This is a genomic window from Stenotrophomonas sp. 3(2025) (genome assembly GCF_052665395.1).
Window position 1 is genome coordinate 49,571 of record NZ_JBQOIF010000014.1, and the last position, 20,503, is coordinate 70,073.

Consider the following 20,503-nt stretch of genomic DNA (forward strand, 5'->3'; position numbering starts at 1 on the left):
TGTGCGCCCCCGTGTACGTCGAAGCGATGCCGGGAATCAGATGCCCAGGGCGCCGCGGATGCCGGCCAGTGCGTCCACGCCGCCCTGGCGGGCGATCATGTTGGTCACGTCGATCTCCTGCACGACCTGCACGCCATGGGTCAGCTTGTAGTAGCTCAGTGCCAGGGAGACCTTGACCGTGCCCTTTTCGCCGACCTTGGTTTCGCCGCGGTCGAGGGTCTTCACCTTGCCGCGCATGTTGTGCACGACCGAAGTGACCGAGCCATCGTCGGCTTCCAGCGCCTCGCGGGCGGTGAAGCCATACTCCTTGCTCTCGATGACGTGGAACTTGGACATGATCTCCGCGTCATCGGAGGCGAAGGTGACCTCGGCGGTCAGCTTGTCGTGGCCGAGCACGATTTCCGTCGGCGCGAGCATGCCGCCGGCCTGGAAGTCCTCGGTCTTCAGCGACAGCTTGGGGGCGGTGAAGGACATTACGCTGCCGGCAAAGCCCTTGCCGTCGACGTAGAAGTTGAAGTTCTTGCGGATCTTGCGCGCCATGCTTAGAAGATCTCCGAGACGTAGTTGTTGTTCATGTGCATGCGGAAGGTCAGCTGCTCACCCGGGTAGGTCGGGGTGAAGTCGAAGTCCCAGTAGAAGCGGCCATCGGCCACGCTGTCGGCTGCGTTCAGTTCGGGGTCGATCCAGCAGTTGCCGCCCAGGATCGCGCCCTGCGTCTTCAGGCCGCGCAGGAAGGCGTTGACACCCTCGCGCACGTCATCGACGTAGGTCTTGCTGATGCCGCGGTCGACGGCCCACAGGTGGGCGGCCTCCAGGCTGTCGGCGATGATGTCGGCGGTGCGCACCACGCACAGGAACTGCCACTTCGGATCGATGCTGGCGGTGCGGTTGCCCCACAGGCGGAAGCCCCCTTCGCGGATGATGGTCGCCACGTTGGCCTGGTTCAGCAGATTGGCGCGGCTGGTCGCATCGGACAGGCCGAAGTCGATCGCACGAGCGGTGCCGACGATGCCGTACAGCTCCTGGTTGGACGGCGATGCCCACCAGCCGCGTTCGTTGTCGCTGCGGGCGATGGCACCGGCCACGGCACCGGAGGCGTAACGGCTGACGATCGCTTCACCCTGCTGCACCAGCACGGCCGGATCGACCACGTAGACACGCTTGGAGCCGGTCAGTGCGGTGGTGGTCTTGGCTGCATCGTCGTTGCTGTTCGGGCCATCCTTGATGATGATCGCGCGCAGCTTGTCGGCGATGCCGAGCAGCTCGGCCACGACCGGGTTGGCCAGAACAGTGTCCGGACTGGCCGGATCGGCCGGGTGCAGGTGGGTGAAGCCCGGGGCGACCAGGATGCGCGGCTTCACGCCGACGATGGACTTGGCGGCGAGCAGTGCATGCACGCCGGAGTACGCGCCGGTCTGTGCGTTCACGCCGCCGAGCACGTTGGCTTGGGTGGCACTTTCATTGGCGCCGTTCTCGACGCGGATCACCACCACGACCGCCGACGACTGGTCGAAGATCGCATCCAGCGCGCCGGGCAGGGTACCGGCTTCGGTGCCGGTCTTGGCCGACAGTTTGGCGGCCTGCGATGGCGAGGTCACCAGGACAGGCGTGTTGATGGGGAAAGCGTCGGCGTCGGCCAGCGGCGCAGTGCCGACGATGCCGATGACGCTGGTGGATGCAACAGCGATCGAGCGCGCACCGGTGTCGATGTTGACGACCTGTACGCCGTGGAGAAATTCGGTCATTCGGAGAGGTTCCTCGGTGTGGTGGTGTGCCTGCAGACGCAGGCGACGGGTATATCTTCGGAAAAGGCGACGACGGCGATAATTGCAGCGGTGGCCCGGTGATCGATCAGACCCAGCCGGAGGCGCTGACGCTGGCGCTGAAGCTGGAGACCTGCGGGTTGCCGCCGGCACGACGCAGGTGGACGTTGATGCTGGTGGAGGCACTTTCAAAACTGGTGGACCTGGCCGGCACACTGACGGACACGCCTGCAGACTGCGAAGATGCCAACGAGGCGAACGACGGTGCACTGTTGCTGAAGTACGCCGCTCCCTGGTTGCTCACGCTGAACTGCACGTCGTACTCGGACGCACTGGCGCCGGCCGGAAGCCAGCGGCCGGAGGCAACGACGGTGTTGCTGTTGTTGCCGCCCCCGGTGACGCTTCGACGGATGCTGTAGTTGCCGTCGGACAGCATGTCGATCGAGATCGATGCCGACGCTGAGCCGGTCGAGTTGGTCTTGGCGCTGTTGCCTGCCGAATAGCCCTGGCCATGGAACGGCAGGCGATAGCTGGCGCTGCCACGCGCCGCCCACAGGTTCGATACGTCCATGCCGCCAACGCGATACCCCACGTCACCGCGTTTGCTGCCGTACTGGATGTGGGCGTAGCGACGGCTGAGGTCGGTGCCGCCCAGCATCAAGCCGGAGTCGGCGGCGAACGGGCCCTCCACGTAGGAGTCGAACAGATCGTCCAGGTCAACACCGCCCGATGAGTATCCACTTGCCATGTCAGACGGCCGCCTTGATGGAGCGGACTTCGGCCGCGAGCTGCTGGATGGCACGGACCAGGACCGGAATCAGCTGGGCGTCCTGAACAGACGGAACCTTCTCACCGCGATAGTCGATGGAATTCTCGTAGACGGCCTCAGGAATGATTTCTGCGAGCTGCTCAGCAATCAGGAAGAGCCGACGCCTTTCGTCCTTTACGAAGTCGCTGTTGTACTGGCCGGAGAATGTCTGGATCTTCTCGACTTCAGCCAGACCATAGGTCAAGGGAACCAGCGGACGGTCTGACTTCAGCTTGCGAGATGACGGCCTGTTGAAGCCCGCAGGTGCTTCCACAACGCCGGACTTGGCGAGCCAGAACGATTGTCCGTAGCCGGCGAAGGTGAAGACACGGTCGCCATCGGATGCATCACCATGGAAATCGATGTAACCCTGAGTCGTGGAGTCGACCTCACGGAACAGCCGCCAACGTGCGGACGACCAGCCATTTCCACCATTGACTGTGCGCAACAGCGTAGCCTTCATGCCGTCCACGTTTCCACCATGTGGAATGGCGCAATGCAGCGCCGTCTGACTGTTCCACAGACCAGTGCCCAAGGTGGGGGCAGCGATCGTGGTGTAACCGACGGCGCCGTCTACCGTCAGCTTCGACTTTCCGTTTCCTGCCAAGAGCGAGATCGATCCATTTGCGTTCCGGTTCACCAGGAACCCATTACGATCGGTTCCCGTGTTGAGCCCTGCACCAATCTCGATGTTCGCGACATCTAGATTGTCGTCATACAACGCAATGCGGCCGGCGGCATTTCCACGCATCCTTAGCGGGCCGCTCATGTCGCCGCCAGTGTTGCTGATCTTCGTGGCCGGATCAAAGTTGCCGCTCGTCCAGATCGAGCCGCCTGCATTCAACGTGGTGGTATAGCCACCTGCGGAATTGGCGAAGGTGAAATTCGGGCCGTTCTTGAACAGGTATGAGCTCGCGTCGCCCAGGACAAGCACGCCATCGTTGGCGACACCGTTCCAGCCATACGAGCGCAGCGAGTTTCCGTTCACTGCGACGTGGCCGGTGAACGTACCCCCGGTCTTGTCCACTTTGGTGTCCGGCGCAAAGTTGCCGGCATGCCACATTGCAGAGCCATTCCAGCGCGGGGTATCGCCGTGCTTGATGGTCAACTCACCGTTCGCCGTGCGGTCGTTGTTGTAGACGCGCCACAGGCCTGCGTTGGCCCAGCCGCCGATGAAGGATTGCTCTGCACCCTGGGCGCCAAAGCCCACCAGCGGATACGTCCCGCCGACAAACTGCTGATCGGTGAAACTATTGGTTCCCTTGACCGCCTTGGCATCCAACACTCCCTGCAGCCCGGTCACATCCGCGATGACATGCTTGTGGCCGACAGTAGCGAAATCACCCGCCAGGGCGAACGCAGATGCGTGCTTGCCATCCAGGGTATCGGCATCCAGGCCGTTGCCATGGCCAGTGTCCTTCAGTGCGGCACCCTTCAGCTCCAACGCGGTGCGTGCGGCAGCCGTGGTTGCGGCAGACAGCAGGGTCCTGGCCAGTGCAGTCGGTGCGGCCGCGCCAAAGCGCTTGTCGGTGAATGCACGCAGGCCGCGCGGCGTCACCGCGCGCTGGGTGTCAGCCGCGTCTTCCGCTTCGGTGTTGGTGGCCAGCTCGACCACACCCAGAACCTCGGTGGTGGCCGGCGGGTAGATGAACTCGGCGTTGCCGAACTGGATCTGCGTGATGTCCACGTCGGTGAAACGCGCATCCGTGGCCAGCAGCAGCATCGACGCAGCCGACTTTTCCATGATCGGATCGGTCTGGCCGTAAGTGGCGAACAGCGTGCCGTCAGCCAGGTACAGGCCGAATCCGCGCAGCGAATAGGCGGTGGCACTGTCGTCGCGGATGGTCACGTGCAGCGTGTCATCGCCCACGGCCTGGCCGCCGAAGGTCGCGACCCGCTTGATCTCGCCTGGCAGCGCAGTCAGGTCGCCCGAAGGTGCGAATGCCGTGGATGTCAGGCCGATCTGGGTGATCAGAACGGCATTGGTGCCGGTGTTCGGCGGATTGACCAGCTTGGCGAAGCCGGCGTCGGTGATTTTCAAGCGCATGCGGGGTTTACTCTCCGATCAGTTGGATGCGGCGGAAGGCCGTGGCGTGTGCGGCTGCAAGCGCGCCGATTGCTGCGTCGGCCTGCATGCCCTGGGTGAAGGTGAAGTGCGATCGCACCGGCTTGGTGCGGGTGATCTCGCCGATGACGTCGTCGACGAACATGGCGGTGGCCGAGGTGCCGCCCTGGTTGGCAATGGTCATCACCGCTTCGAAGGTGTGCGGCGGTCCCTTCGGCTGCAGCTGCCACCACTCGCGGATCAACACCGAACCACCGAACGCAGCAACCACATCACGGACGCTGCCGGCGGTGCCCTTGCGGCGCTGAATGGCGATGGCGGCACGCACGCGGGCGCGCTTGACCGGTTCGGGCCAGTACGCCTTCCATTCGTCCACCGAGAGCGCCCATGCCAGCCAGGGCAGCAACGCGGCCGGGCAGCGATCGGCGTCCCACAGGGCGGTGATGTCCACCGGCAGCGGGCGGGCAACGATCGCCCGCGACAGTGCGCGCTCGGCATGAGTGGCATTGGGCGGCAGCAGGTTGGCTGAGGCCGGCACGCGGACCTGTGCGTCGCCGTCGATGATCACGCCAGGGGCAGGTGCGGTTGCGAGCGTGACCGCGCTACCGCTGACGGAAACGTCGTTCAGGCGCCGGCGTCCCTGCGCATCCGTGAGATACACGGCCTGCACCGTTGCCAGCATGCCGCCGGGATGGCGGAATACCTGGTTCTTCCCATCAACCGCGCCACGCAGACGCGCATTGACCAAGCGCGTGGTGGCCTCACTCATTGTTGCCACCATGCGCCAACGTGACGGCGGTGCAGTACGTGGCCTGGGTGCGGTCCACCACCACGTCCGCGGCGGGGCTGTCGATCACCACGCGCTGTACGCCTTCGGCATGCAGTGCAGCGAACAGCCCGGAGCGGGTAACGTCGCGGCCAAGCCGATGCGATTCGACGATGTAGCGGTCCAGGCGCGTGCGCGCTTCGGCCAGCACGACCTGTGAGTCGGGCCCAGCGAAGGTGTACAGCGTAGCGGCGACGGCGTAGTTGATGATACTCGCCGGTTTCACCAGCACGTGATCGGTCAACGGGCGCACGTCATCCGCGCTCAGCTTCGCCTCGACCACATCGAGCAGGCCCTGGGTGGCGGTGCCGTCCGCTTCACGCGACAGCACCGACACCACCACTTCGCCAGGCGTGCTGCTGGTGGCGCTGGCGTCCAGCACGCGCGGATCCGCGCTTAGTGCATGGAATACATAGGCACCTTCCGGTCCTGCCACGCTGAAGCCCTCCGGCCCCAGCTGGATGCGGCGACGGAAGTCCTCGTCGTTTTCATGGCGGGGAGGGATGCCCTCCTGCGGCTTGCCCGGATCGAGCTCCAGGCGTGCGATGCCGAAGAGTGCCGCCAGCTGATCCAGATCGCTGCCCACCGCGTAGGCGAGCATGACACCGCGCGCGGCATCGTTGACGCGCTGTCGATCGAGCAGACGCAGGTAGGTGCAGACTTCGAGAATCTTGAAGGCGGGGTCCGACGGCAGCAGCGCGTCGAACGTGGGGTCCAGGGCCTGCAATGCCGTGAGCGACTCATCGAACATGGCTTCGAAATCGAGCACTTCGATGACCGCCGGGGCCGGCAGCTGGGAGAGATTGACACTGGTGAACGAGCCGGATGCCACGGTTAGCGAACCTCGATTCCTTCGATGGTGATGGCCTCGCCGTCCGGCAGGTGGATCCCGGTTACTGCCAGGATCATCACACCGGGGGCGGGGAGGGAGACGTCGACGTTCTCGACGTGAAGCCGCGGTTCCCATCGCGCGAGTGCGTCGACGGTGGCCGCGATCAGGTCCATGCGCAGCGAGCGGTTGGTCGGCGCATCGATCAGTTCGAAGATGCGCGAGCCGTACTCGCGACGCAGGACGCGGGAGCCAAGGGGCGTGGTGAGAACGTCACGCACGGACTGGTGCAGATGGGCCAGCCCATCCAGGGATTTGCCGGTGTTGGCGTCGATTCCTCGCATGGTCTCTATCGTCGTGGAGTACGGGTTTTCAGGGCATTGCAGCGATGGCCCATCACGGCTGTGCAGGCGTGGTGGGTGCGGTCGCGCCCTGGGCGGTGTGTTTGTGTGACTTCAGGCTGATGGCGCCGGCCTTGACGTCGGCCGATGTGCTGATGTCCTTGCCCGCTGTGATCGCACCGGTGACGTCCAGATCGCCGGTGGCCTTGAGCGCCGGCGTGTCGAGCAACACCGATTCGCTGGCATGCACTTCCGCGTTTGCGCAGTTGACGATGACCTTGCCGCTGCCGACGGTGAGGGTCAGCGTGGTGGTCTGGCGGTCGTACTCGACGAGGCTGCCGTCGGCGTACTGCGTGCGCTGCAGCTGGCGTGTATCCGCCGGTGCGGGAAAGCGGTCCTGGTACAGGCTGCCGAGCACCAGGGCCTGGCCGGGGTCGCCATACGGGCATGCCAGCACCACCTGTTCACCCGGCTCCGGCGCGCACCAGCTGCGCACGCCGGGTCCCGCACGGCGTTCCAGCCAGGGAATCCAATCGGTGAGCATGCCGTCGGCATCAACGCGCACGCGGCCGCCGGCTTCATCGAGTTCGCGCACGACGCCGATCATCAACAGATTGCCGATCAGCCGGGCGTGTTCGGCGCTCATGGCGTGTCCTCCGCGAGTGGCTGGTAGCGCCGCTCATGGGCGCGGCCGATCTCCGGTGCGAAGCTGTAGGACGCGTGCGGTACCACGCCATCGCCGTCCTCCCAGGCATTGCCGCCCAGCGCGATGGGCACTGACCATTCCACGATCCACGTGCGCAGGTCGGGCTGCGCCGCTGCGGCATCCTCTGGAAGCGCTGCGATCACCTCGATCGCGCCACTGGGCGCACCCGGGAAGCGGCCGAGCTGATGCAGCCAGGTGGCGAGGTTTACAGCGATCCGGCGCAGCTGCAGGGCAGAATCGGCTGCCGCGGACTGCACGCAGATGCGTGCTTCAAAGCGCAGCACGGCCTGCAGTTGGCCGCTGCCATCATCGCTGTCCTTGCCACGATCACAGCGGGTCATCGCCAGCAGGCAGGCGGGCGTGGGCAGCGCACCATTGTTGGCATCGCGATAGAACTCGACGGTCGCCAAGTCCGCAAAGCGCGCTCGGATCGCCGCTTCGATGGCGGCGTGCAGCGCGTCGAGGGTGGAGGAAGGGGTATCGGTTGCCATGTCAGCTCATGCGATGAATGGAAGGAAGAACGCGACTGGCCGCAGCACGCGCTTTCTGCAGGCAGTGTTGCCATTGCCCGGGGCGCGGGACATTGCATGCGTGGCCGTGACGGGCCCGCTCAGTGCGGGTGTGGGTCGTGTCGGCTGGTGTTGCGCTCGGGGATGCAGCCGGCAGGCGTCAGCGGTGCTGCACCATTGATGGTGAAGCCGTGCTGGCTGCCGAGGCTGCACAGCAGGGCGCGCATCTGGTCGGCCAGTTCGTGGTACTGGCGCGCCACGGCGACGTGGTTGCGCAGCAACGCGTCGTCGTCGGCAGCCTGCAGATCGGGCAGTTCCTGCGGCGCGCGCAGCTGTGCCGGTGCGATGCTGAGGTCAGGGAGGAAGAGGGCGGCCGGCATTGGCTTCGCGCCAGATGCGCACGAACTCAGCATCAGCATCGCCGCGGTCGCGGCCAGGAGTCTTGGCATGGGTATCGATGTCCTGTTGCAGGATGGTGAACTGCTGGGTGCGCCCGGACTGCATGGCCAGGCGCTGCGATTCAGCCTGTACACCGGCCTGTGCGTTGGCGTGGTCCTGCTGGCGCGCGGCGAGTGCGGTGTCGGCACGGCCGGTCTCCTGCGCGGCCTGTACGCGGACGGCAGCGAGATCCGCGCTGCCGTCGCGCAGCTCCCAGCCCAGCCAGGCACAGCACGCGTGGCTGGCAACCAGGCCCAGCAGGGCGATGCGCAGTCTCAGCGGCATCGGCATCACTGCAGAAGTCCTCCAGCGGCGCGATAGGCGGCGCGCAGCGTTTCCAGTGCATGCTCCTTCTGCCCGTAGCCGGCGCCCGGCAGCGACGCCCAGATGCGCCGGGCGGCGGCGACCGCAGCGTCAAAGCGGCCCAGGCGGATCAGGTCGTAGGCGCCGCACTGCTTGAGCAGCGCCACGGCCGCGCGGTCCTGCGAGACCGGGCCGAAGTCCGGCAGGTCCAGGCGTGCACGCAGGTCGTCCCAGGTGCTGCGCAGGAACTGGTAGCGGCCGGCGGCGCTGGATTTGATGCCGTAGCGCGGCAGCGACACCAGTACGCGTGGGTGGTCGCTATGGTCATTGAACAGCTGGCCGCCGACGATCACGTCGTAACCGCGATCGCGGGAGCGCTGGCCGGGAATGTCGGTGCCTTCGGATACGGCCAGCATGTCCAGGAACGCGGCCACGTTGGCGCCGCCGAGGGCGCTTGCTGTTGCGGCGGTCATGCGGCTGCTCCCGACCGTTTGCGCACCAGGTCCAGCAGCGCATCGATCTGCACGCTCTGCTGGGCGATCTGTGCGCGCAGGGCGCTGACTTCACCACGCAGCTGGCCGATCTCCTGGGCCATGGCCTCGCGTTCGTGCATCAGCCCATCGGCGCGTGTGCGCTCGGCAGCCAGCTGTTCCTGCAGGGTGCGCAGGGTATTGCTGGTGGCTTCATCGGCGGTGCGGTCGACCTTGGCCGATGACAGCCATTGCCGCAGCCACAACGAAACTGCGATCAATACCCCGGAGGTGCCGCCGAGGTACTTGGCCCAGTCCGGCACGCCGGCCAGCAGGTCGGTCTCGTTCATGCGCGCGCGTATCCCTTCAGCAGGGCCGGATGGACGGCCGGGACCGGCGCGGAGCGGGCACCGCGCACGGCGCGCTTGATGGTGGTCTGCGATACACCGAACTCCTGCGCGACGTGCTCACGGGGCATGCCGCTGGCCACCGCCTGGGCGATCTGCTCGCGGCGCTCATGCGCACTGGCGGCGTAGCAGGACGCCAGGAACAGCAGCTCACCGCCGAAGTGCGCGACCAGACGCTGTGCCACCTCCAGGCCAAGAATGTCGATCAGTCGATGCTGATCGGGCAGGGTGGAGGGTACGTAGACGATGACGCGGTGGCGTCCGGTGGTGCTGGAGGTGGTCGGCGGCCATGCACGCACCAGCGTGAGGGCTGCGGATTCGCCGATGACCTCGGCAAGGGTCTGGATGCTGTCGGGCAAGGCGTTCATGGAAAGGTTGGTCAGTGGCATTGGTATCCACTGTTGCCATCCCGTCGATCACGTCAACACCTTTCATCTACTTTCGGATCTTGCGACTGAAGGCATTCAGATGCGTGCGTGAGGACCGGCGAGTACCTGCATGCGCAGGTTTGCAATGCGGCCCTGCCATGCCATCCGGACTTGCCTGTGGTTTCGCTGGTTCTCCCGTACTCCTTGTCCTCACCTGCTGGAAACGGAGACAGGGCAATAGGGCACGGCAGGTACAGGGTGAGGACGGCCACGCTGTTGATGCTCGTGCCGGAAGCTTGCGTGCCTTAAACGAAAAAGCCCCGGACGATGCCGGGGCTTCAGGACTGCAGGTGGTGCTGGGTCAAAGGTCGAACACCAGGTTGCCGCCGGTCTTGCGCGGGATGTAGCCGGCATCACGCAGCCAGCGGGCTGCATTGACCTGGTCCATGCGCTTGACCGGGAAACGGTTGGCGAACATCAGGAAGCGTGCCACGGTGATCGACTCGCCCTTGCCCTTGAGCGCGGCCAGCGTCTCGATGAACCACGGAGCGGGGGGCTGCTGGCTGCCGGGGCGGGCATTGGTACGTGCCTGCCTGGCGGCAGTTGCCTCGGGCTGGGCGCTGGCCAGCGAGCACAGCGAAATGAAGATCGCATCCAGACTCACGATGTCCTTGCCACCCTTGGGCTGCGACTTGAACAACGCGATGGCCTTCTGGCGTGTCGACGTGAACTGTTCGACCTCCATGACATTTCCTCTTTGCGAAAGCGGTTGGGGATGCAGGGTGACGGCAGGTGCCGTCATTGTTGGGGGACGACCTTACATCATTTTCGCCGGTGATGGGCCGGAACCTGCGTTATGGATGAGGAAGCAACGGTCCAGCCCGCCGCACGGTGGCGGCTCCGGCAGGCCGTTCAGATCACGCCACGGCACATCAACTGGTCCAGTGCCATGCGCACCAGATCGGCCACGCTGCGGTCGTTGTGCAGCTCGAAATCGATCAGCGCGGCGGGCAGCGGCTGGCCGCGGGCATGCAGGTCCACGCTGTCGTGGCCGGGGCGGGTGATGCGGATCACAACGCCGCCCTGGCGTCGGATGGCGCGCGCCTCGTCAGCGGAATGGACATCGGGAACCAGGCCACCTTCGGGCAGGCGCGAGAACAACGAGCGTACCCAGAGCTCCGGATGGACATGCTCGCGACGACATCCGGCGCTGGCACGTGGCCGTACCGGGGCCGCGAAGGTGTCGCAGCGCAGGGCCAGCGCGGAGGCCAGGCCGTTGGCGAGGGTGTCTTTGCCTACGCCCCTGCCACCGGCGATGCCGATGTACAGCGGTGGCCGCGTCAGAGGGGCGGGGCGCAGCGGCACGCTGCCAAAGGCGGAACCGCAGCGGAATGCGGCCAGTGTGTCGGCAATCATGCGCTGGCTGCTGTCGAGCGAGGCGGGGATCATGCGGTAAGTACTCCTGGGGGAAGACGCAGGCGCGTCGGCAGTCAGCACTCGCTGCCGGTGGTATTGCGGGCGCGCAGGATGCGCTGGGTGATGCGGCCACCGCGTGCTGCGGCGGCGATCGGGTCGAAGCACAGCATGGCCGTGGACGTGCGGCGCCCGGCGGCGAGGTGGGCGCGGATGGTCCGTTGCGATAGAACCGGTACGCGTTGATGGATCTGCTGCACGGTCAGCTGTTCGCCTTCGAAGGCGTGCAGGCGGGCGCGAGGCATGGCTGGGCTCCTGGAAGGTGGCGTGGCCGTTGCCGGTATCTTGCCTTTGCCGTATTTCTTAGTCAACACCTTTCATCTACTGTCGCCCCTCGCCGGCGCTGCGGCTGCGCGGTGGCATCAGCCACACTTTCGCCCGTTCCTTGCCGATCAGCCTGGTGCGTACGTCATGGCGCTTGACCACGTAGGCTGCTGCCTCGTTGACGTCACGGCGGTTGGGTTTGTCGATGCCCACGGCAATGGCGATCTCGGTGGCGCGATAGGGCACGTTCCGCTGCTCGGCAGGCAGCGACCAGTCGAAGTGACGGTCGATCAGTTCGGCAATCGGCGAGATCGGCTCGTGTTCGCTGTTGGTGGCGTTCAGCGCGTCCAGCTCATCACTCGCCAGATGCCAGGTTTCGCCGTTGCAATAGAGCGCGTGCGCTTCGGCCCAGACCTGTTGCATGTCGATCCGGGCGGGCTCGCCCAGCGCCACTGCATGCACGGTCCACCAGCGCGTATTGCCGGTGGCATCGCGCAGGAAGCGTTCGTCGTTGACACTGGCAAACAGGATCGTACGCCGCGCATAGCGCGACTCGGTACGCGCGTAGGGCCGCCGGATTTCATCATGGCTGCGGGAGATGAATGATTTCAATGCCGCGATATCGGTACGGCGGAACGTGGCATCGACCTCGCCCAGCTCGACGATCCACTTGGAAATGACCTGCTTGACGCTGTCCTTGTTGGCGGGGTCGAGCACCACGCCATCGGCGATCAGCTGCAGCTCGGCCGGTGCCAGCTGCCGCGCCCAGCGCGTCTTGCCCAGGTTCTGCTTCGACACGAAGGTCAGTACGCCGCGGGCAACCACGCCATCGGGCTCGAATGCGGCGGCAACGCCGGAGATCAACCAGCGTCGCATCAGGATCTCCTTCAGTACGCGGCCGTCGGCCATGCGTTTGGGCTGGGCTTCCTGCACTGTGTCGAAGAACGCCTGCAGGCGTGATTGCCCATCCCATGGCCGTGAGGTGACCCAGCTGGCGACCGGATTGTACGGATTGGCCTCGGCCACCTGGCACAGGTTGGTCTCGAAGCTGGCGACGGCCATGCCGGCGCGGTGCATGCAGTCCATCACTTCGCCGGCGGCGACCTCCTTGGCGTTGTCCACGGTGGTCTGCAGGCCGGGAACGAGGATTTCCAGATCCTTGCGGATGACGTTGTAGCGCACGATCACGCCGGTTCGCCGGCACAGTTCGGCCAGGTTGCGCGCGGTCGGCAACGGCCGGCCACGTGCGCTGCAGTCGGGGAACGGGGTGAAGGTGTCGAAGGCGGAGAGGTTGCCAGGCACCAGATAGCGCGCGGAAGCCGCTGCCGGAGCATCATCCTCCGTGGCCGCTTCATCCCCGGTGGCGGGAGGGGCGGGCATCAGCTGCGCACGCAGTGCCTCCAGGCCTTCGCGCAGATGCAGGTCGTTGAAGTCGGTGGGGCGGTCATCCTCGCCATGCAGAACGGCGAACTCCGGCCATACCACGCGTGCGTCGATGTCCGCAGCGGCATGCGTTGCCTGGGTGACGCCGGGGTTGTCCAGCGGTTGCCGGGTCCATTGGTCGTTGTCGGCGCAGATCACCAGGTCTGCGTCCGGCATGGCGGTGCGCCATGCGCGTGCAACCGCGGCCAGGTTGCCGGCGTCCCAGGCGACCACCACGCACCAACCGGTCGCCTGATGGATGGATTCCGCCGTGGCGTAGCCCTCAGCGATGGCGATGGGCTGGCCGGACAGCGGCTTGCCGATGACATGGAAGCAGCCTTGTTTGCGGCCGCCCGCCAGGAAGTCCTTGTCGCGACCGAGCGCCAGGTCCATGCGTGGAAAGATCGCCTGCAGCGAGACGATTCGGCCCGCGGTATTGGTCACCGGGACCAGCAGTGCGTTGTCGACGTGCCGGAAGACCAGACCATCGCTGTTGCGCACCGGCCACGCCGCTACGCGCAGCCCGTGCGCCTGGATGCCCTTGCGCACAAGATACGGGTGGCTGGCATCGGCAGGCACTGCACGGTTCCACAGGACATTGGCCGCCTTGGCCGCCGCGTCCTCGCGTTCGCGCTGCTGTCTTTCCCGCTCCGCGCGGGCGGCATCCTGGCGCTGCCGGATCGCGCGTTGTTCGGCGGCGGTCAGGGAGGTCGGCGACTTCGCGCACCAGCCCTGGCGCAGGCCGGTACGCCAGCTGCCGAACTCGCCGGCAGGCACGTTGTCGCCGAACAGCACGGCCCAGCCATTACGGGTGCCGCGGCGATCCCCTTCGACATGGAAGCGTACCAGCGTGCCATCCGCATTGAGTGCATCTCGGCCACGCGCATCAGGCACGATGCCGTGTGCGTGCATGGCCTGCAGGAATGCGGGAACGATGTCCTGCACTGGGTGCGGTGTATGCATTCGGCGGGGTCCCCTTGAAGCGTGGTTCGGTTCACAGCGGCCGGTTGTGGCCAACGTGCTGTGTGCTGCCCGCTGTACGCGGGACATGCGGCGGCTGCCCGGCGCGACGTGGCCAGTGGGTGATGGAAGGTGGTGACGTCATCATGGTGTCGGAGCGGGCTTGTTTTTGCAACACCTTTTGACACCTTGCATCCCTGGCTTCGCATGGCGTCCTTGTCCGCGAGGGATCTGGAATGACAGTCGCAGATCGTTCTCATCGCAACGATGCGTCGCAGCCAGCGAGAACGCATTTTCCGATGATGCCGGTGCCGTTCGATACGGCCCTCCGCCCTCTCTCAACGCCCGGCCCGGGCCCCATGCACAAGGAGTCCGCATGTCTGAAAACGAACCCTATGAAGTACGCCGGTCCAATGCCGTGCTGATGCCGCGCACGACGGTCGCGACGTTCTCAATCGGTGCGACCACCCCCCGATAAAATACGACTGGCATGACGGACACCATCGACGAAGCGCAGGAACTGGAAGCGCGCCACCTGCAACGCGCCTTGGCCCAGCACGCAGTGCGGGCCGGCAACGTTGTTTCTCTCATACCTACTGGGGAGTGCCAAAACCCGGACTGCAGCGAAGACTTCGAAAACGATCCGGCCAGACTGTTCTGTGGGCCTGCCTGTGCCGAGCGTTTTGAAGCCATCCATCAACACCGCAACGCATAGGAACAGGGGACATGTCTCTGAACAGCAACGACGCTGGCTTCACCGAACGCATCGCCGGGGTATCGGCCGAGCTCGCTGTATTGATGAGCCTGGTGGAGCACCATATCCATCTGCAGTTGGCCGACCTGGCTGACTCCGGGGATGTGGATGCACAGGAGCGGTTCGCGGTAGCCGATCCGGAGCGCTGGTTGGAGAACGCCCGCAACAGCCTGCAGGCGGGCGTCATGTTCCTGGAACGCGCTGTGCAGCAACCGGCGCGGTTCTAGCGTTGCCGCCAGGGGACGGAAGGGGGCGGTCACACCAGGCGTCCTTCCGTCCCTCTCCGGCGATATCGGTACAGGGCAAGGATCAGCATGCAGTCGCCTGCGACACGATGTCGCAGGACGGGGGTGGCAACCCTGAACGTGGTCCAAGGTTGGCCCCGGGCTCGTAGAATGGCCGGGTGCGCCGTTCCGTTCTCCACCGCCGGTTCCAGACCCTGGCATGGCTTGCCATGCTGTTGGTGCTGTTTGCGCCTCTGGTGAGCCGCTGGCTGGTACATGGGCACATGGTTGCGTCTGCCGCACCGGTGGCGGCCATGGACCACGCCGCACACACCCAGCACGCGATGGAAGGGCATCACGACCACCACGCGATGGCAATGCAGCATGGCGAAGCGAGACCGAAGCCGCCGGCCGATCCACACGCCGACCACGAGATGGGCGTGGACTGCGATTACTGCCTGATTGCCGCACGACTGATCACCCTGCTGGTGGCGGCGCTGCTGTTGATGATTCCGCTGGCACCAGTGTGCCGTGCGCTGCGCGGTGCGGTGCAGACGTTGCCGCAGCGGATCTGCGGCACGTTGGGAGCGCGCGGGCCACCGCTGCTGCTGGCCGTCTGAGCGCTCTGCGCACGCGCTGATTGATTTTCCCGGGTTGCCAGGCGTGGCCTGGCACTACCGCGTGCGCCCTTCTTTCTGCTGCCTCGCAGTGCGGGGCGGCCCAGCATGCCGTGAACAAATGAAAACAATCCCCAACCCTGCGCGTCTGCGCAGGGCCGCGCTGCCTGCGTTGTGTATGTCCCTGCTGTACACCGTGCCCGCCCTTGCCGACGATGCGGTACCTCCAACGACCCTGGATACCGTCCGCGTGGTCGATACCCGCAGCGGCTCGCTGTCCTCCGCCGCCAGTACCGGTTCGGTGCTCGGGCTGAGCGTGCTGCAGACGCCGGCCAGCCTGACGGTGATTTCACGCGAGCAGCTGGAACAGCGCGGCGATTCCAATCTCAACGACGCGATCATCCGCGCCGGCGCGATCAGTGCCATGCCCCATCCCGGCAACGGCCTGAGTGCGCTGTCCAGCCGTGGCTTCACCGATGGCGCCTCGGTGATGCGCCTGTACGACGGCCTGCGCCAGTACGGTGGTGTGGGCATCACCTTTCCGTTCGATACCTGGTCGGTCGAGCGCATCGAGGTGCTGCGCGGGCCGGCCTCGGTCATCCGCGGCGATGGCGCCATCGGCGGCGTGGTCAACATCGTGCCGAAGAAGCCTTCGCGCGGCGCCATCGAGAATGAGGTCAGCGTGACCGTGGGCAGCGAAGATACTGCGCGGCTTGGATTCGGAAGTGGCGGTGCGCTCACGCCGGCGCTGGCCTACCGCGTGGATGTCAGCGGCAACTACAGCAGCGGGTGGGTCGATCGCGGCCAGAACGGCGATGCCACGTTCTCTGCTGCGCTGCTATGGCAGCCACGAACGGATCTGCAGTTCACGCTGACCCATGCGCAGGGCTACCAGAAGCCGATGCGCTACTTCGGTACGCCATTGATCGATGGGCGGCAGCTGGGAGCGCTGCGCCACGAGAACTACAACGTGGCCGACAGCGTGATCCGCTTCCGCGACCGCTGGACCCAGCTCGATGCGGCCTGGACGCCGAACGACAACGTGGAGTGGCGCACACGCGTCTACCAGATCGACAGCCAGCGCGACTGGCGCAATGCCGAGGCCTATGTCCACAACGGGCGCACCGGCCTGATCGACCGCTCTGGCAACACCCAGATCACCCACAACCAGGACCAGACCGGACTGACCTCCACGCTGCGCTTGCTGGGCAATGCAGGTGGTCTGCCGAACAGTTTCGCCGTCGGCTTCGATGCCAACCGTGCGCATTTCAAGCACACCAACAACACCTATGCGGGCAGCTCGGGGCCGGTGGATCCTTTCAACCCGGTGCCCGGTGGGTTCAGCAGCGATGCCCCCAACCTTCCGCGCTACCGCAACAGCGCCAAACAGGTCGCGTTGTTCGTGGAAGACCGGCTGGAACTGGGCGAGCGCTGGTCGGTGCTCGCTGGCCTGCGTCACGACCGCACCACGATCGACCGCAATGACCTGGTCAGTGGCCAGCGTGCGTTCTCCAGGACCTACAACAGCACCGGCTGGCGTGCGGGCACGGTCTTCGCGCTGCAACCATCATTGACCCTCTATGCGCAGTACTCGCAGGCGGCCGACCCGGTCAGTGGCCTGTTGATGATTAGCCCGGCCAATGGCGTGTTTGATCTGGCCACGGGCAAGCAGGTCGAGGTTGGCATGAAGCAGGCCTTTGACGGAGGCGAGTGGACGCTGGCGGCCTATCGCATCCGCAAGACCGGCCTGCTCAGCCGTGACCCGTTGCAGCCCGACCGGCGGGTGCAGGTGGGGGCACAGACCTCAAAGGGAATCGAAGCTTCGTTGAACTGGAACTTCGCTCCACAGTGGTCGCTGGATGCCAACGCGACCGTGCTCAATGCCGGGTTCGAGGATTTCCTGGAAGCCACCGGCACGCCGGCGGTGATCGTCTCGCGCGATGGCAACGTGCCGCCGAACGTGGCCGAGCGCCTGGCCAACGTCTGGTTGAGCTGGCAGTTCCAGCCCGACTGGAGCGTGGCCAGTGGCGTGCGTTACGTGGGCAAGCGCTATGCCGACAACGCCAACACGCTGCAGCTTCCGGGTTACGCCACCACCGACCTGGCCCTGACCTGGCAGGCCGCGCCGCGCACACGGCTGACCGCGCGCGTGTTCAACATGTTCGACAAGGCGTACTACGCCACGGCGTACTACACCAGCACGCAGTGGTTGCTGGGCGCGGACCGGCGCGTCGAGTTCAGCCTCGACCATCGCTTCTGAGGACGCAGGCCATGTCGTTGCGATCCACCGCCAAACGCTGGACCTACCTGACGCATCGCTGGCTGGGCATCGGCGGGTGCCTGCTGATGCTGCTGTGGTTCGTCAGCGGCATGGTGATGCTGTTCGTCGGCTACCCGAAGCTGACGCCAGCGGAGCGGTTGGCCGCGCTGCCCGCATTGGCCGACGCGCGCGGTTGGCAGGCACTTTCCGTGTTGCCGGAAGCCGTTCGACAGGCGCCCGAGCGGGTCGTGTTGACGACGCTGCGTGGCGAGCCCGCCTACGTGGTGCGCTCCGGCGCGAACATGGGCGCGTGGTCGGCGCTTACCGGACAGGCATTGCCGCCGGTATCGGCGCAGTTGGCCGAGGTTTCCGCCGCGCAATTCGCCGGCGGCCCTGCCTTCGTTGGCGCCATGCCGCTGGACGAAGACCGCTGGACGCATTCGCGCGCGCTGGATCCGCATCGACCGCTGTACCGCGTCGGCGTCGGTGGTGCGCAGCCCGATGATGTCTACGTATCCTCGCGGACCGGCGAAGTCGTGCTGGATGCACCGCGCCTGCAGCAGCGCTGGAACTATGTGGGTGCGTGGTTGCACTGGCTGTACTTCCTGCGCATGCAGTCGGTGGACCCGGTTTGGACCTGGACGGTGATCGTGCTGTCGGCGCTGTGCACGGTGGCCGCGATCAGCGGGGTCGTGGTCGGCATCTGGCGCTGGCGGTTTCGCGGACAGTACCGGTCAGGGTCGAAGACGCCGTACCAGGAGCCGTGGATGCGCTGGCATCACCTGATCGGCTTGATGGCGAGCGCATTCGTGTTCACCTGGATCTTCAGTGGATTGATGTCGATGAATCCGCTGGGGGTGTTCAGCAGCTCTCGCGCCTCGCTTGACGTGGGGCGCTATCAGGGTGAGGTGCCGATGGATACAGGTGCCATTGCCCAGCCGGCTGCAGTATTGGCCGCAGTGCACACGCCGCGGTTCGTGCCGGTCGAGATCCAGTGGCGACGCATTGGTGGCGAATTGTTCGCGGTGGTGCTGGATGGCAATGCCGGTTCGCGCATGGTCAGAGAGCGGGGCGGCGCACTGCTGGTGTCCACTGCGTTCGGTGCAGAATGGTTGCGGGGCAGGGTCGCGGCGATGTCCGACGCGGGGCTGCGCGGATTCACCATTCTGCAGGCGCCCGATGCCTACTTCTACCCACGCGCTGCAGAGGCGATGAACGGCGCCGCGGTACGCCGCTTTCCGGTGGCGATGGCTGATTTCGATGACGCTGAGGCAACCCGCGTCTATGTCGACCTGGCCACCGGCGATCCGCTGTTGACGCTGGGCAAGCGCGAGCGCGCAGGTCGCTGGCTGTTCTCCTTCCTGCACAGCTGGGACTTGCCGGCAATGCTGCAGCAGCACAGTGCGCGGCTGGTCGTGCTGCTCCTGCTCAGCCTGGCAGGCACCGCGTTATGTGCAACGGCAACCGTCATCGGTTACCGGCGGTTGCGCATGACATTCCGGCGCAAGCGCCGCCATGCGCATCACGCCCGCAGCCAGCGCGTCGACACTGCCACCAGCAACAGCGCCATCGCCACGCCTACAAAGGCGGCAATGAGGCCGAAATGATTGGCGGCGAAACCGATCAGCGCCGGGCCGGCAAGAATGCCGGCAAAGCCGAGGGTGGACACGGCGGTGATGGCGATCGCCCGCGGCATCCGGTTCTGGCTGCCAGCCAGCGAGAACAGCGCCGGTGCGATGGTGGCGCAGCCCGGGCCGACCAGCACGTAGCCGACCAACGACGCCTGCCATGGCGTGACCAGGGTGAGCACCAGCACGCCGGCGCAGGCGAGCAGCGCACCGACCACGATCGCCTTCTGCCGGCCGATGCGCTCCACCAGGTTGTCTGTGCATTGATGTGCAGGAGCGGGAGTTGGTGGCGACTCGTAGGGACGCCTGTACACACTGCGGCTGCAGCGCTGGTGAATCGCGCGCGAGTTGGTGCTGTCCATCGCCTTTCCAGCGCGGCATCATGGCAAGGCACCCGGCACGGAACCCTGCATGCCCTCCACTGTTCACCATAAGCTGCGCATCGGCGCCGATCAGTTCACCGGCCAGAAGGTGGTCGACCAGCAGTTCCTCGAATGCGATTTCTCCGGCGCTGACCTCACCGCCACCGAGTTCGTGAACTGCGTTTTCTACGATGCCGACACGCGCACCGGGTGCCGTTTCAGTGGTGCCACGTTGAAGGAAGCCAGCTTCCGCCAGTGCGACCTCAGCATGTGCAACTTCAACTTCATCAAGGCGCTGGGGCTGGAAATCAGCGAATGCCGCGCACAGGGTGCCGATTTCAGCAACGCCAGTTTCATGAACCAGATCACCACGCGCAGCTGGTTCTGCAGTGCCTTCATCAAGAAGAGCAACCTGCGCTATGCCAACTTTTCGCGGGTGACGCTGGAGAAGTGCGAGCTGTGGGAGAACCGCTGGGACGGTGCCAACGTGAGCGGCGCCAGTTTTGCAGGGTCGGACCTGTCCGGCGGCCAGTTCGATGGCGTCGACTGGAATTCCGCCAACTTCACCGATTGCGACCTGACCAACTCCGAACTGGGCGAACTGGACCTGCGCAGCACCAACCTGCGTGGCGCCACGCTGGATGTGCAGCAGGTGGCGCTGCTGATGCAGCGGATCGGCATCACCGTGGTGCCATGAGCGTGCGTC

General features: G+C 65.6%; 24 protein-coding genes and 1 pseudogene. 6 read left to right on the plus strand and 19 right to left on the minus strand.

The window, feature by feature from the left end:
• Nucleotides 1-36 precede the first annotated feature (36 nt).
• From ACUXVE_RS12165 to ACUXVE_RS12250, 18 genes are all read right to left on the minus strand, one after another.
• Nucleotides 37-540, minus strand: coding sequence for a phage major tail tube protein (locus ACUXVE_RS12165; RefSeq protein ID WP_093817501.1), 504 nt, complete (start codon nucleotides 538-540; stop codon nucleotides 37-39).
• Between the two features lie 2 nt (nucleotides 541-542).
• On the minus strand, nucleotides 543-1,745 hold the full coding sequence (locus ACUXVE_RS12170; RefSeq protein ID WP_315829669.1) for a phage tail sheath C-terminal domain-containing protein: 1,203 nt from the start codon (nucleotides 1,743-1,745) through the stop codon (nucleotides 543-545).
• A 106-nt stretch (nucleotides 1,746-1,851) separates the two neighbouring features.
• A complete protein-coding gene (locus tag ACUXVE_RS12175; RefSeq protein WP_445514477.1) occupies nucleotides 1,852-2,511 on the minus strand; it encodes a hypothetical protein in 660 nt (219 codons plus the stop codon).
• A 1-nt stretch (nucleotide 2,512) separates the two neighbouring features.
• A complete protein-coding gene (locus ACUXVE_RS12180) occupies nucleotides 2,513-4,618 on the minus strand; it encodes a tail fiber domain-containing protein (RefSeq protein WP_445514478.1) in 2,106 nt (701 codons plus the stop codon).
• Nucleotides 4,619-4,625: 7 nt separating this feature from the next.
• The gene (locus tag ACUXVE_RS12185; protein ID WP_445514479.1) at nucleotides 4,626-5,405 is read right to left on the minus strand and encodes a phage tail protein I; all 780 of its coding nucleotides are present in this window, start codon (nucleotides 5,403-5,405) and stop codon (nucleotides 4,626-4,628) included.
• Nucleotides 5,398-6,294, minus strand: a complete 897-nt coding sequence (locus ACUXVE_RS12190) for a baseplate assembly protein (RefSeq protein ID WP_445514480.1) — start codon at nucleotides 6,292-6,294, stop codon at nucleotides 5,398-5,400. The genes ACUXVE_RS12185 and ACUXVE_RS12190 overlap by 8 nt, the downstream gene beginning before the upstream one ends.
• A gap of 2 nt (nucleotides 6,295-6,296) precedes the next feature.
• Nucleotides 6,297-6,635 carry a GPW/gp25 family protein gene (locus ACUXVE_RS12195; RefSeq protein ID WP_089239202.1) on the minus strand — a complete coding sequence of 113 codons (339 nt, stop codon included), beginning with the start codon at nucleotides 6,633-6,635 and terminating at the stop codon, nucleotides 6,297-6,299.
• Between the two features lie 52 nt (nucleotides 6,636-6,687).
• Nucleotides 6,688-7,278 (minus strand): phage baseplate assembly protein V, encoded by a 591-nt coding sequence (locus ACUXVE_RS12200; protein WP_445514481.1) that lies wholly within the window; start codon nucleotides 7,276-7,278, stop codon nucleotides 6,688-6,690.
• Complete coding sequence (locus ACUXVE_RS12205; protein ID WP_445514482.1) at nucleotides 7,275-7,829, minus strand: hypothetical protein; 555 nt, start codon at nucleotides 7,827-7,829, stop codon at nucleotides 7,275-7,277. Before ACUXVE_RS12205 ends, ACUXVE_RS12200 begins: the two co-directional genes overlap by 4 nt.
• A gap of 119 nt (nucleotides 7,830-7,948) precedes the next feature.
• Nucleotides 7,949-8,227, minus strand: a complete 279-nt coding sequence (locus ACUXVE_RS12210) for a hypothetical protein (RefSeq protein ID WP_177176977.1) — start codon at nucleotides 8,225-8,227, stop codon at nucleotides 7,949-7,951.
• Complete coding sequence (locus ACUXVE_RS12215) at nucleotides 8,202-8,570, minus strand: hypothetical protein (RefSeq protein WP_445514483.1); 369 nt, start codon at nucleotides 8,568-8,570, stop codon at nucleotides 8,202-8,204. Before ACUXVE_RS12215 ends, ACUXVE_RS12210 begins: the two co-directional genes overlap by 26 nt.
• Before the next feature lie 5 nt (nucleotides 8,571-8,575).
• Nucleotides 8,576-9,061: a glycoside hydrolase family 24 protein gene (locus ACUXVE_RS12220; protein ID WP_445514484.1), complete on the minus strand. Its 486-nt coding sequence runs from the start codon at nucleotides 9,059-9,061 to the stop codon at nucleotides 8,576-8,578.
• Nucleotides 9,058-9,408: a hypothetical protein gene (locus ACUXVE_RS12225; protein ID WP_176021570.1), complete on the minus strand. Its 351-nt coding sequence runs from the start codon at nucleotides 9,406-9,408 to the stop codon at nucleotides 9,058-9,060. The genes ACUXVE_RS12220 and ACUXVE_RS12225 overlap by 4 nt, the downstream gene beginning before the upstream one ends.
• Nucleotides 9,405-9,833, minus strand: a complete 429-nt coding sequence (locus ACUXVE_RS12230; RefSeq protein ID WP_445514485.1) for a Mor transcription activator family protein — start codon at nucleotides 9,831-9,833, stop codon at nucleotides 9,405-9,407. Before ACUXVE_RS12230 ends, ACUXVE_RS12225 begins: the two co-directional genes overlap by 4 nt.
• 361 nt (nucleotides 9,834-10,194) lie before the next feature.
• On the minus strand, nucleotides 10,195-10,578 hold the full coding sequence (locus tag ACUXVE_RS12235) for a hypothetical protein (RefSeq protein ID WP_093817513.1): 384 nt from the start codon (nucleotides 10,576-10,578) through the stop codon (nucleotides 10,195-10,197).
• A 167-nt stretch (nucleotides 10,579-10,745) separates the two neighbouring features.
• Entirely contained in the window at nucleotides 10,746-11,282 is a 537-nt protein-coding gene (locus ACUXVE_RS12240; RefSeq protein ID WP_445514486.1) for a hypothetical protein, read from the minus strand.
• Between the two features lie 41 nt (nucleotides 11,283-11,323).
• On the minus strand, nucleotides 11,324-11,551 hold the full coding sequence (locus ACUXVE_RS12245) for a hypothetical protein (RefSeq protein WP_093817515.1): 228 nt from the start codon (nucleotides 11,549-11,551) through the stop codon (nucleotides 11,324-11,326).
• 76 nt (nucleotides 11,552-11,627) lie between these two features.
• Nucleotides 11,628-13,955, minus strand: a complete 2,328-nt coding sequence (locus tag ACUXVE_RS12250; protein WP_445514487.1) for a VapE domain-containing protein — start codon at nucleotides 13,953-13,955, stop codon at nucleotides 11,628-11,630.
• Between the two features lie 487 nt (nucleotides 13,956-14,442).
• Between ACUXVE_RS12250 and ACUXVE_RS12255 the strand changes: the two genes are divergently transcribed.
• The 5 genes from ACUXVE_RS12255 (at nucleotide 14,443) to ACUXVE_RS12275 (ending at nucleotide 19,414) form a co-directional block, all read left to right on the plus strand.
• Entirely contained in the window at nucleotides 14,443-14,667 is a 225-nt protein-coding gene (locus ACUXVE_RS12255; protein WP_222390492.1) for a hypothetical protein, read from the plus strand.
• A gap of 11 nt (nucleotides 14,668-14,678) precedes the next feature.
• Nucleotides 14,679-14,933 carry a hypothetical protein gene (locus ACUXVE_RS12260; protein WP_089239227.1) on the plus strand — a complete coding sequence of 85 codons (255 nt, stop codon included), beginning with the start codon at nucleotides 14,679-14,681 and terminating at the stop codon, nucleotides 14,931-14,933.
• A gap of 227 nt (nucleotides 14,934-15,160) precedes the next feature.
• Nucleotides 15,161-15,550 carry a DUF2946 family protein gene (locus ACUXVE_RS12265; protein WP_445514500.1) on the plus strand — a complete coding sequence of 130 codons (390 nt, stop codon included), beginning with the start codon at nucleotides 15,161-15,163 and terminating at the stop codon, nucleotides 15,548-15,550.
• 118 nt (nucleotides 15,551-15,668) lie between these two features.
• Nucleotides 15,669-17,807 carry a TonB-dependent receptor gene (locus ACUXVE_RS12270; protein ID WP_445514488.1) on the plus strand — a complete coding sequence of 713 codons (2,139 nt, stop codon included), beginning with the start codon at nucleotides 15,669-15,671 and terminating at the stop codon, nucleotides 17,805-17,807.
• 11 nt (nucleotides 17,808-17,818) lie between these two features.
• Nucleotides 17,819-19,414, plus strand: a complete 1,596-nt coding sequence (locus tag ACUXVE_RS12275) for a PepSY-associated TM helix domain-containing protein (RefSeq protein ID WP_222390488.1) — start codon at nucleotides 17,819-17,821, stop codon at nucleotides 19,412-19,414.
• Here the strand turns inward: ACUXVE_RS12275 and ACUXVE_RS12280 are convergent.
• Nucleotides 19,330-19,692, minus strand: a pseudogene (locus ACUXVE_RS12280) (MFS transporter); the annotation flags it as partial. The gene ACUXVE_RS12275 and the pseudogene ACUXVE_RS12280 overlap by 85 nt on opposite strands.
• A 154-nt stretch (nucleotides 19,693-19,846) precedes the next feature.
• Between ACUXVE_RS12280 and smqnr the strand changes: the two are divergent.
• Nucleotides 19,847-20,494, plus strand: coding sequence for a SmQnr family pentapeptide repeat protein (smqnr, locus tag ACUXVE_RS12285; RefSeq protein WP_222390487.1), 648 nt, complete (start codon nucleotides 19,847-19,849; stop codon nucleotides 20,492-20,494).
• Nucleotides 20,495-20,503 lie beyond the last annotated feature (9 nt).

Coding starts and splice junctions, on each gene's coding strand:
- ACUXVE_RS12165 (WP_093817501.1), bottom strand. CDS start 540: ATGGCGCGCAAGATCCGCAAGAACTTCAACTTCTACGTCGACGGCAAG.
- ACUXVE_RS12170 (WP_315829669.1), bottom strand. CDS start 1,745: ATGACCGAATTTCTCCACGGCGTACAGGTCGTCAACATCGACACCGGT.
- ACUXVE_RS12175 (WP_445514477.1), bottom strand. CDS start 2,511: ATGGCAAGTGGATACTCATCGGGCGGTGTTGACCTGGACGATCTGTTC.
- ACUXVE_RS12180 (WP_445514478.1), bottom strand. CDS start 4,618: ATGCGCTTGAAAATCACCGACGCCGGCTTCGCCAAGCTGGTCAATCCG.
- ACUXVE_RS12185 (WP_445514479.1), bottom strand. CDS start 5,405: ATGAGTGAGGCCACCACGCGCTTGGTCAATGCGCGTCTGCGTGGCGCG.
- ACUXVE_RS12195 (WP_089239202.1), bottom strand. CDS start 6,635: ATGCGAGGAATCGACGCCAACACCGGCAAATCCCTGGATGGGCTGGCC.
- ACUXVE_RS12200 (WP_445514481.1), bottom strand. CDS start 7,278: ATGAGCGCCGAACACGCCCGGCTGATCGGCAATCTGTTGATGATCGGC.
- ACUXVE_RS12205 (WP_445514482.1), bottom strand. CDS start 7,829: ATGGCAACCGATACCCCTTCCTCCACCCTCGACGCGCTGCACGCCGCC.
- ACUXVE_RS12210 (WP_177176977.1), bottom strand. CDS start 8,227: ATGCCGGCCGCCCTCTTCCTCCCTGACCTCAGCATCGCACCGGCACAG.
- ACUXVE_RS12215 (WP_445514483.1), bottom strand. CDS start 8,570: ATGCCGCTGAGACTGCGCATCGCCCTGCTGGGCCTGGTTGCCAGCCAC.
- ACUXVE_RS12220 (WP_445514484.1), bottom strand. CDS start 9,061: ATGACCGCCGCAACAGCAAGCGCCCTCGGCGGCGCCAACGTGGCCGCG.
- ACUXVE_RS12225 (WP_176021570.1), bottom strand. CDS start 9,408: ATGAACGAGACCGACCTGCTGGCCGGCGTGCCGGACTGGGCCAAGTAC.
- ACUXVE_RS12230 (WP_445514485.1), bottom strand. CDS start 9,833: ATGAACGCCTTGCCCGACAGCATCCAGACCCTTGCCGAGGTCATCGGC.
- ACUXVE_RS12235 (WP_093817513.1), bottom strand. CDS start 10,578: ATGGAGGTCGAACAGTTCACGTCGACACGCCAGAAGGCCATCGCGTTG.
- ACUXVE_RS12240 (WP_445514486.1), bottom strand. CDS start 11,282: ATGATCCCCGCCTCGCTCGACAGCAGCCAGCGCATGATTGCCGACACA.
- ACUXVE_RS12245 (WP_093817515.1), bottom strand. CDS start 11,551: ATGCCTCGCGCCCGCCTGCACGCCTTCGAAGGCGAACAGCTGACCGTG.
- ACUXVE_RS12250 (WP_445514487.1), bottom strand. CDS start 13,955: ATGCATACACCGCACCCAGTGCAGGACATCGTTCCCGCATTCCTGCAG.
- ACUXVE_RS12255 (WP_222390492.1), top strand. CDS start 14,443: ATGACGGACACCATCGACGAAGCGCAGGAACTGGAAGCGCGCCACCTG.
- ACUXVE_RS12260 (WP_089239227.1), top strand. CDS start 14,679: ATGTCTCTGAACAGCAACGACGCTGGCTTCACCGAACGCATCGCCGGG.
- ACUXVE_RS12265 (WP_445514500.1), top strand. CDS start 15,161: ATGCTGTTGGTGCTGTTTGCGCCTCTGGTGAGCCGCTGGCTGGTACAT.
- ACUXVE_RS12270 (WP_445514488.1), top strand. CDS start 15,669: ATGAAAACAATCCCCAACCCTGCGCGTCTGCGCAGGGCCGCGCTGCCT.
- ACUXVE_RS12275 (WP_222390488.1), top strand. CDS start 17,819: ATGTCGTTGCGATCCACCGCCAAACGCTGGACCTACCTGACGCATCGC.
- smqnr (WP_222390487.1), top strand. CDS start 19,847: ATGCCCTCCACTGTTCACCATAAGCTGCGCATCGGCGCCGATCAGTTC.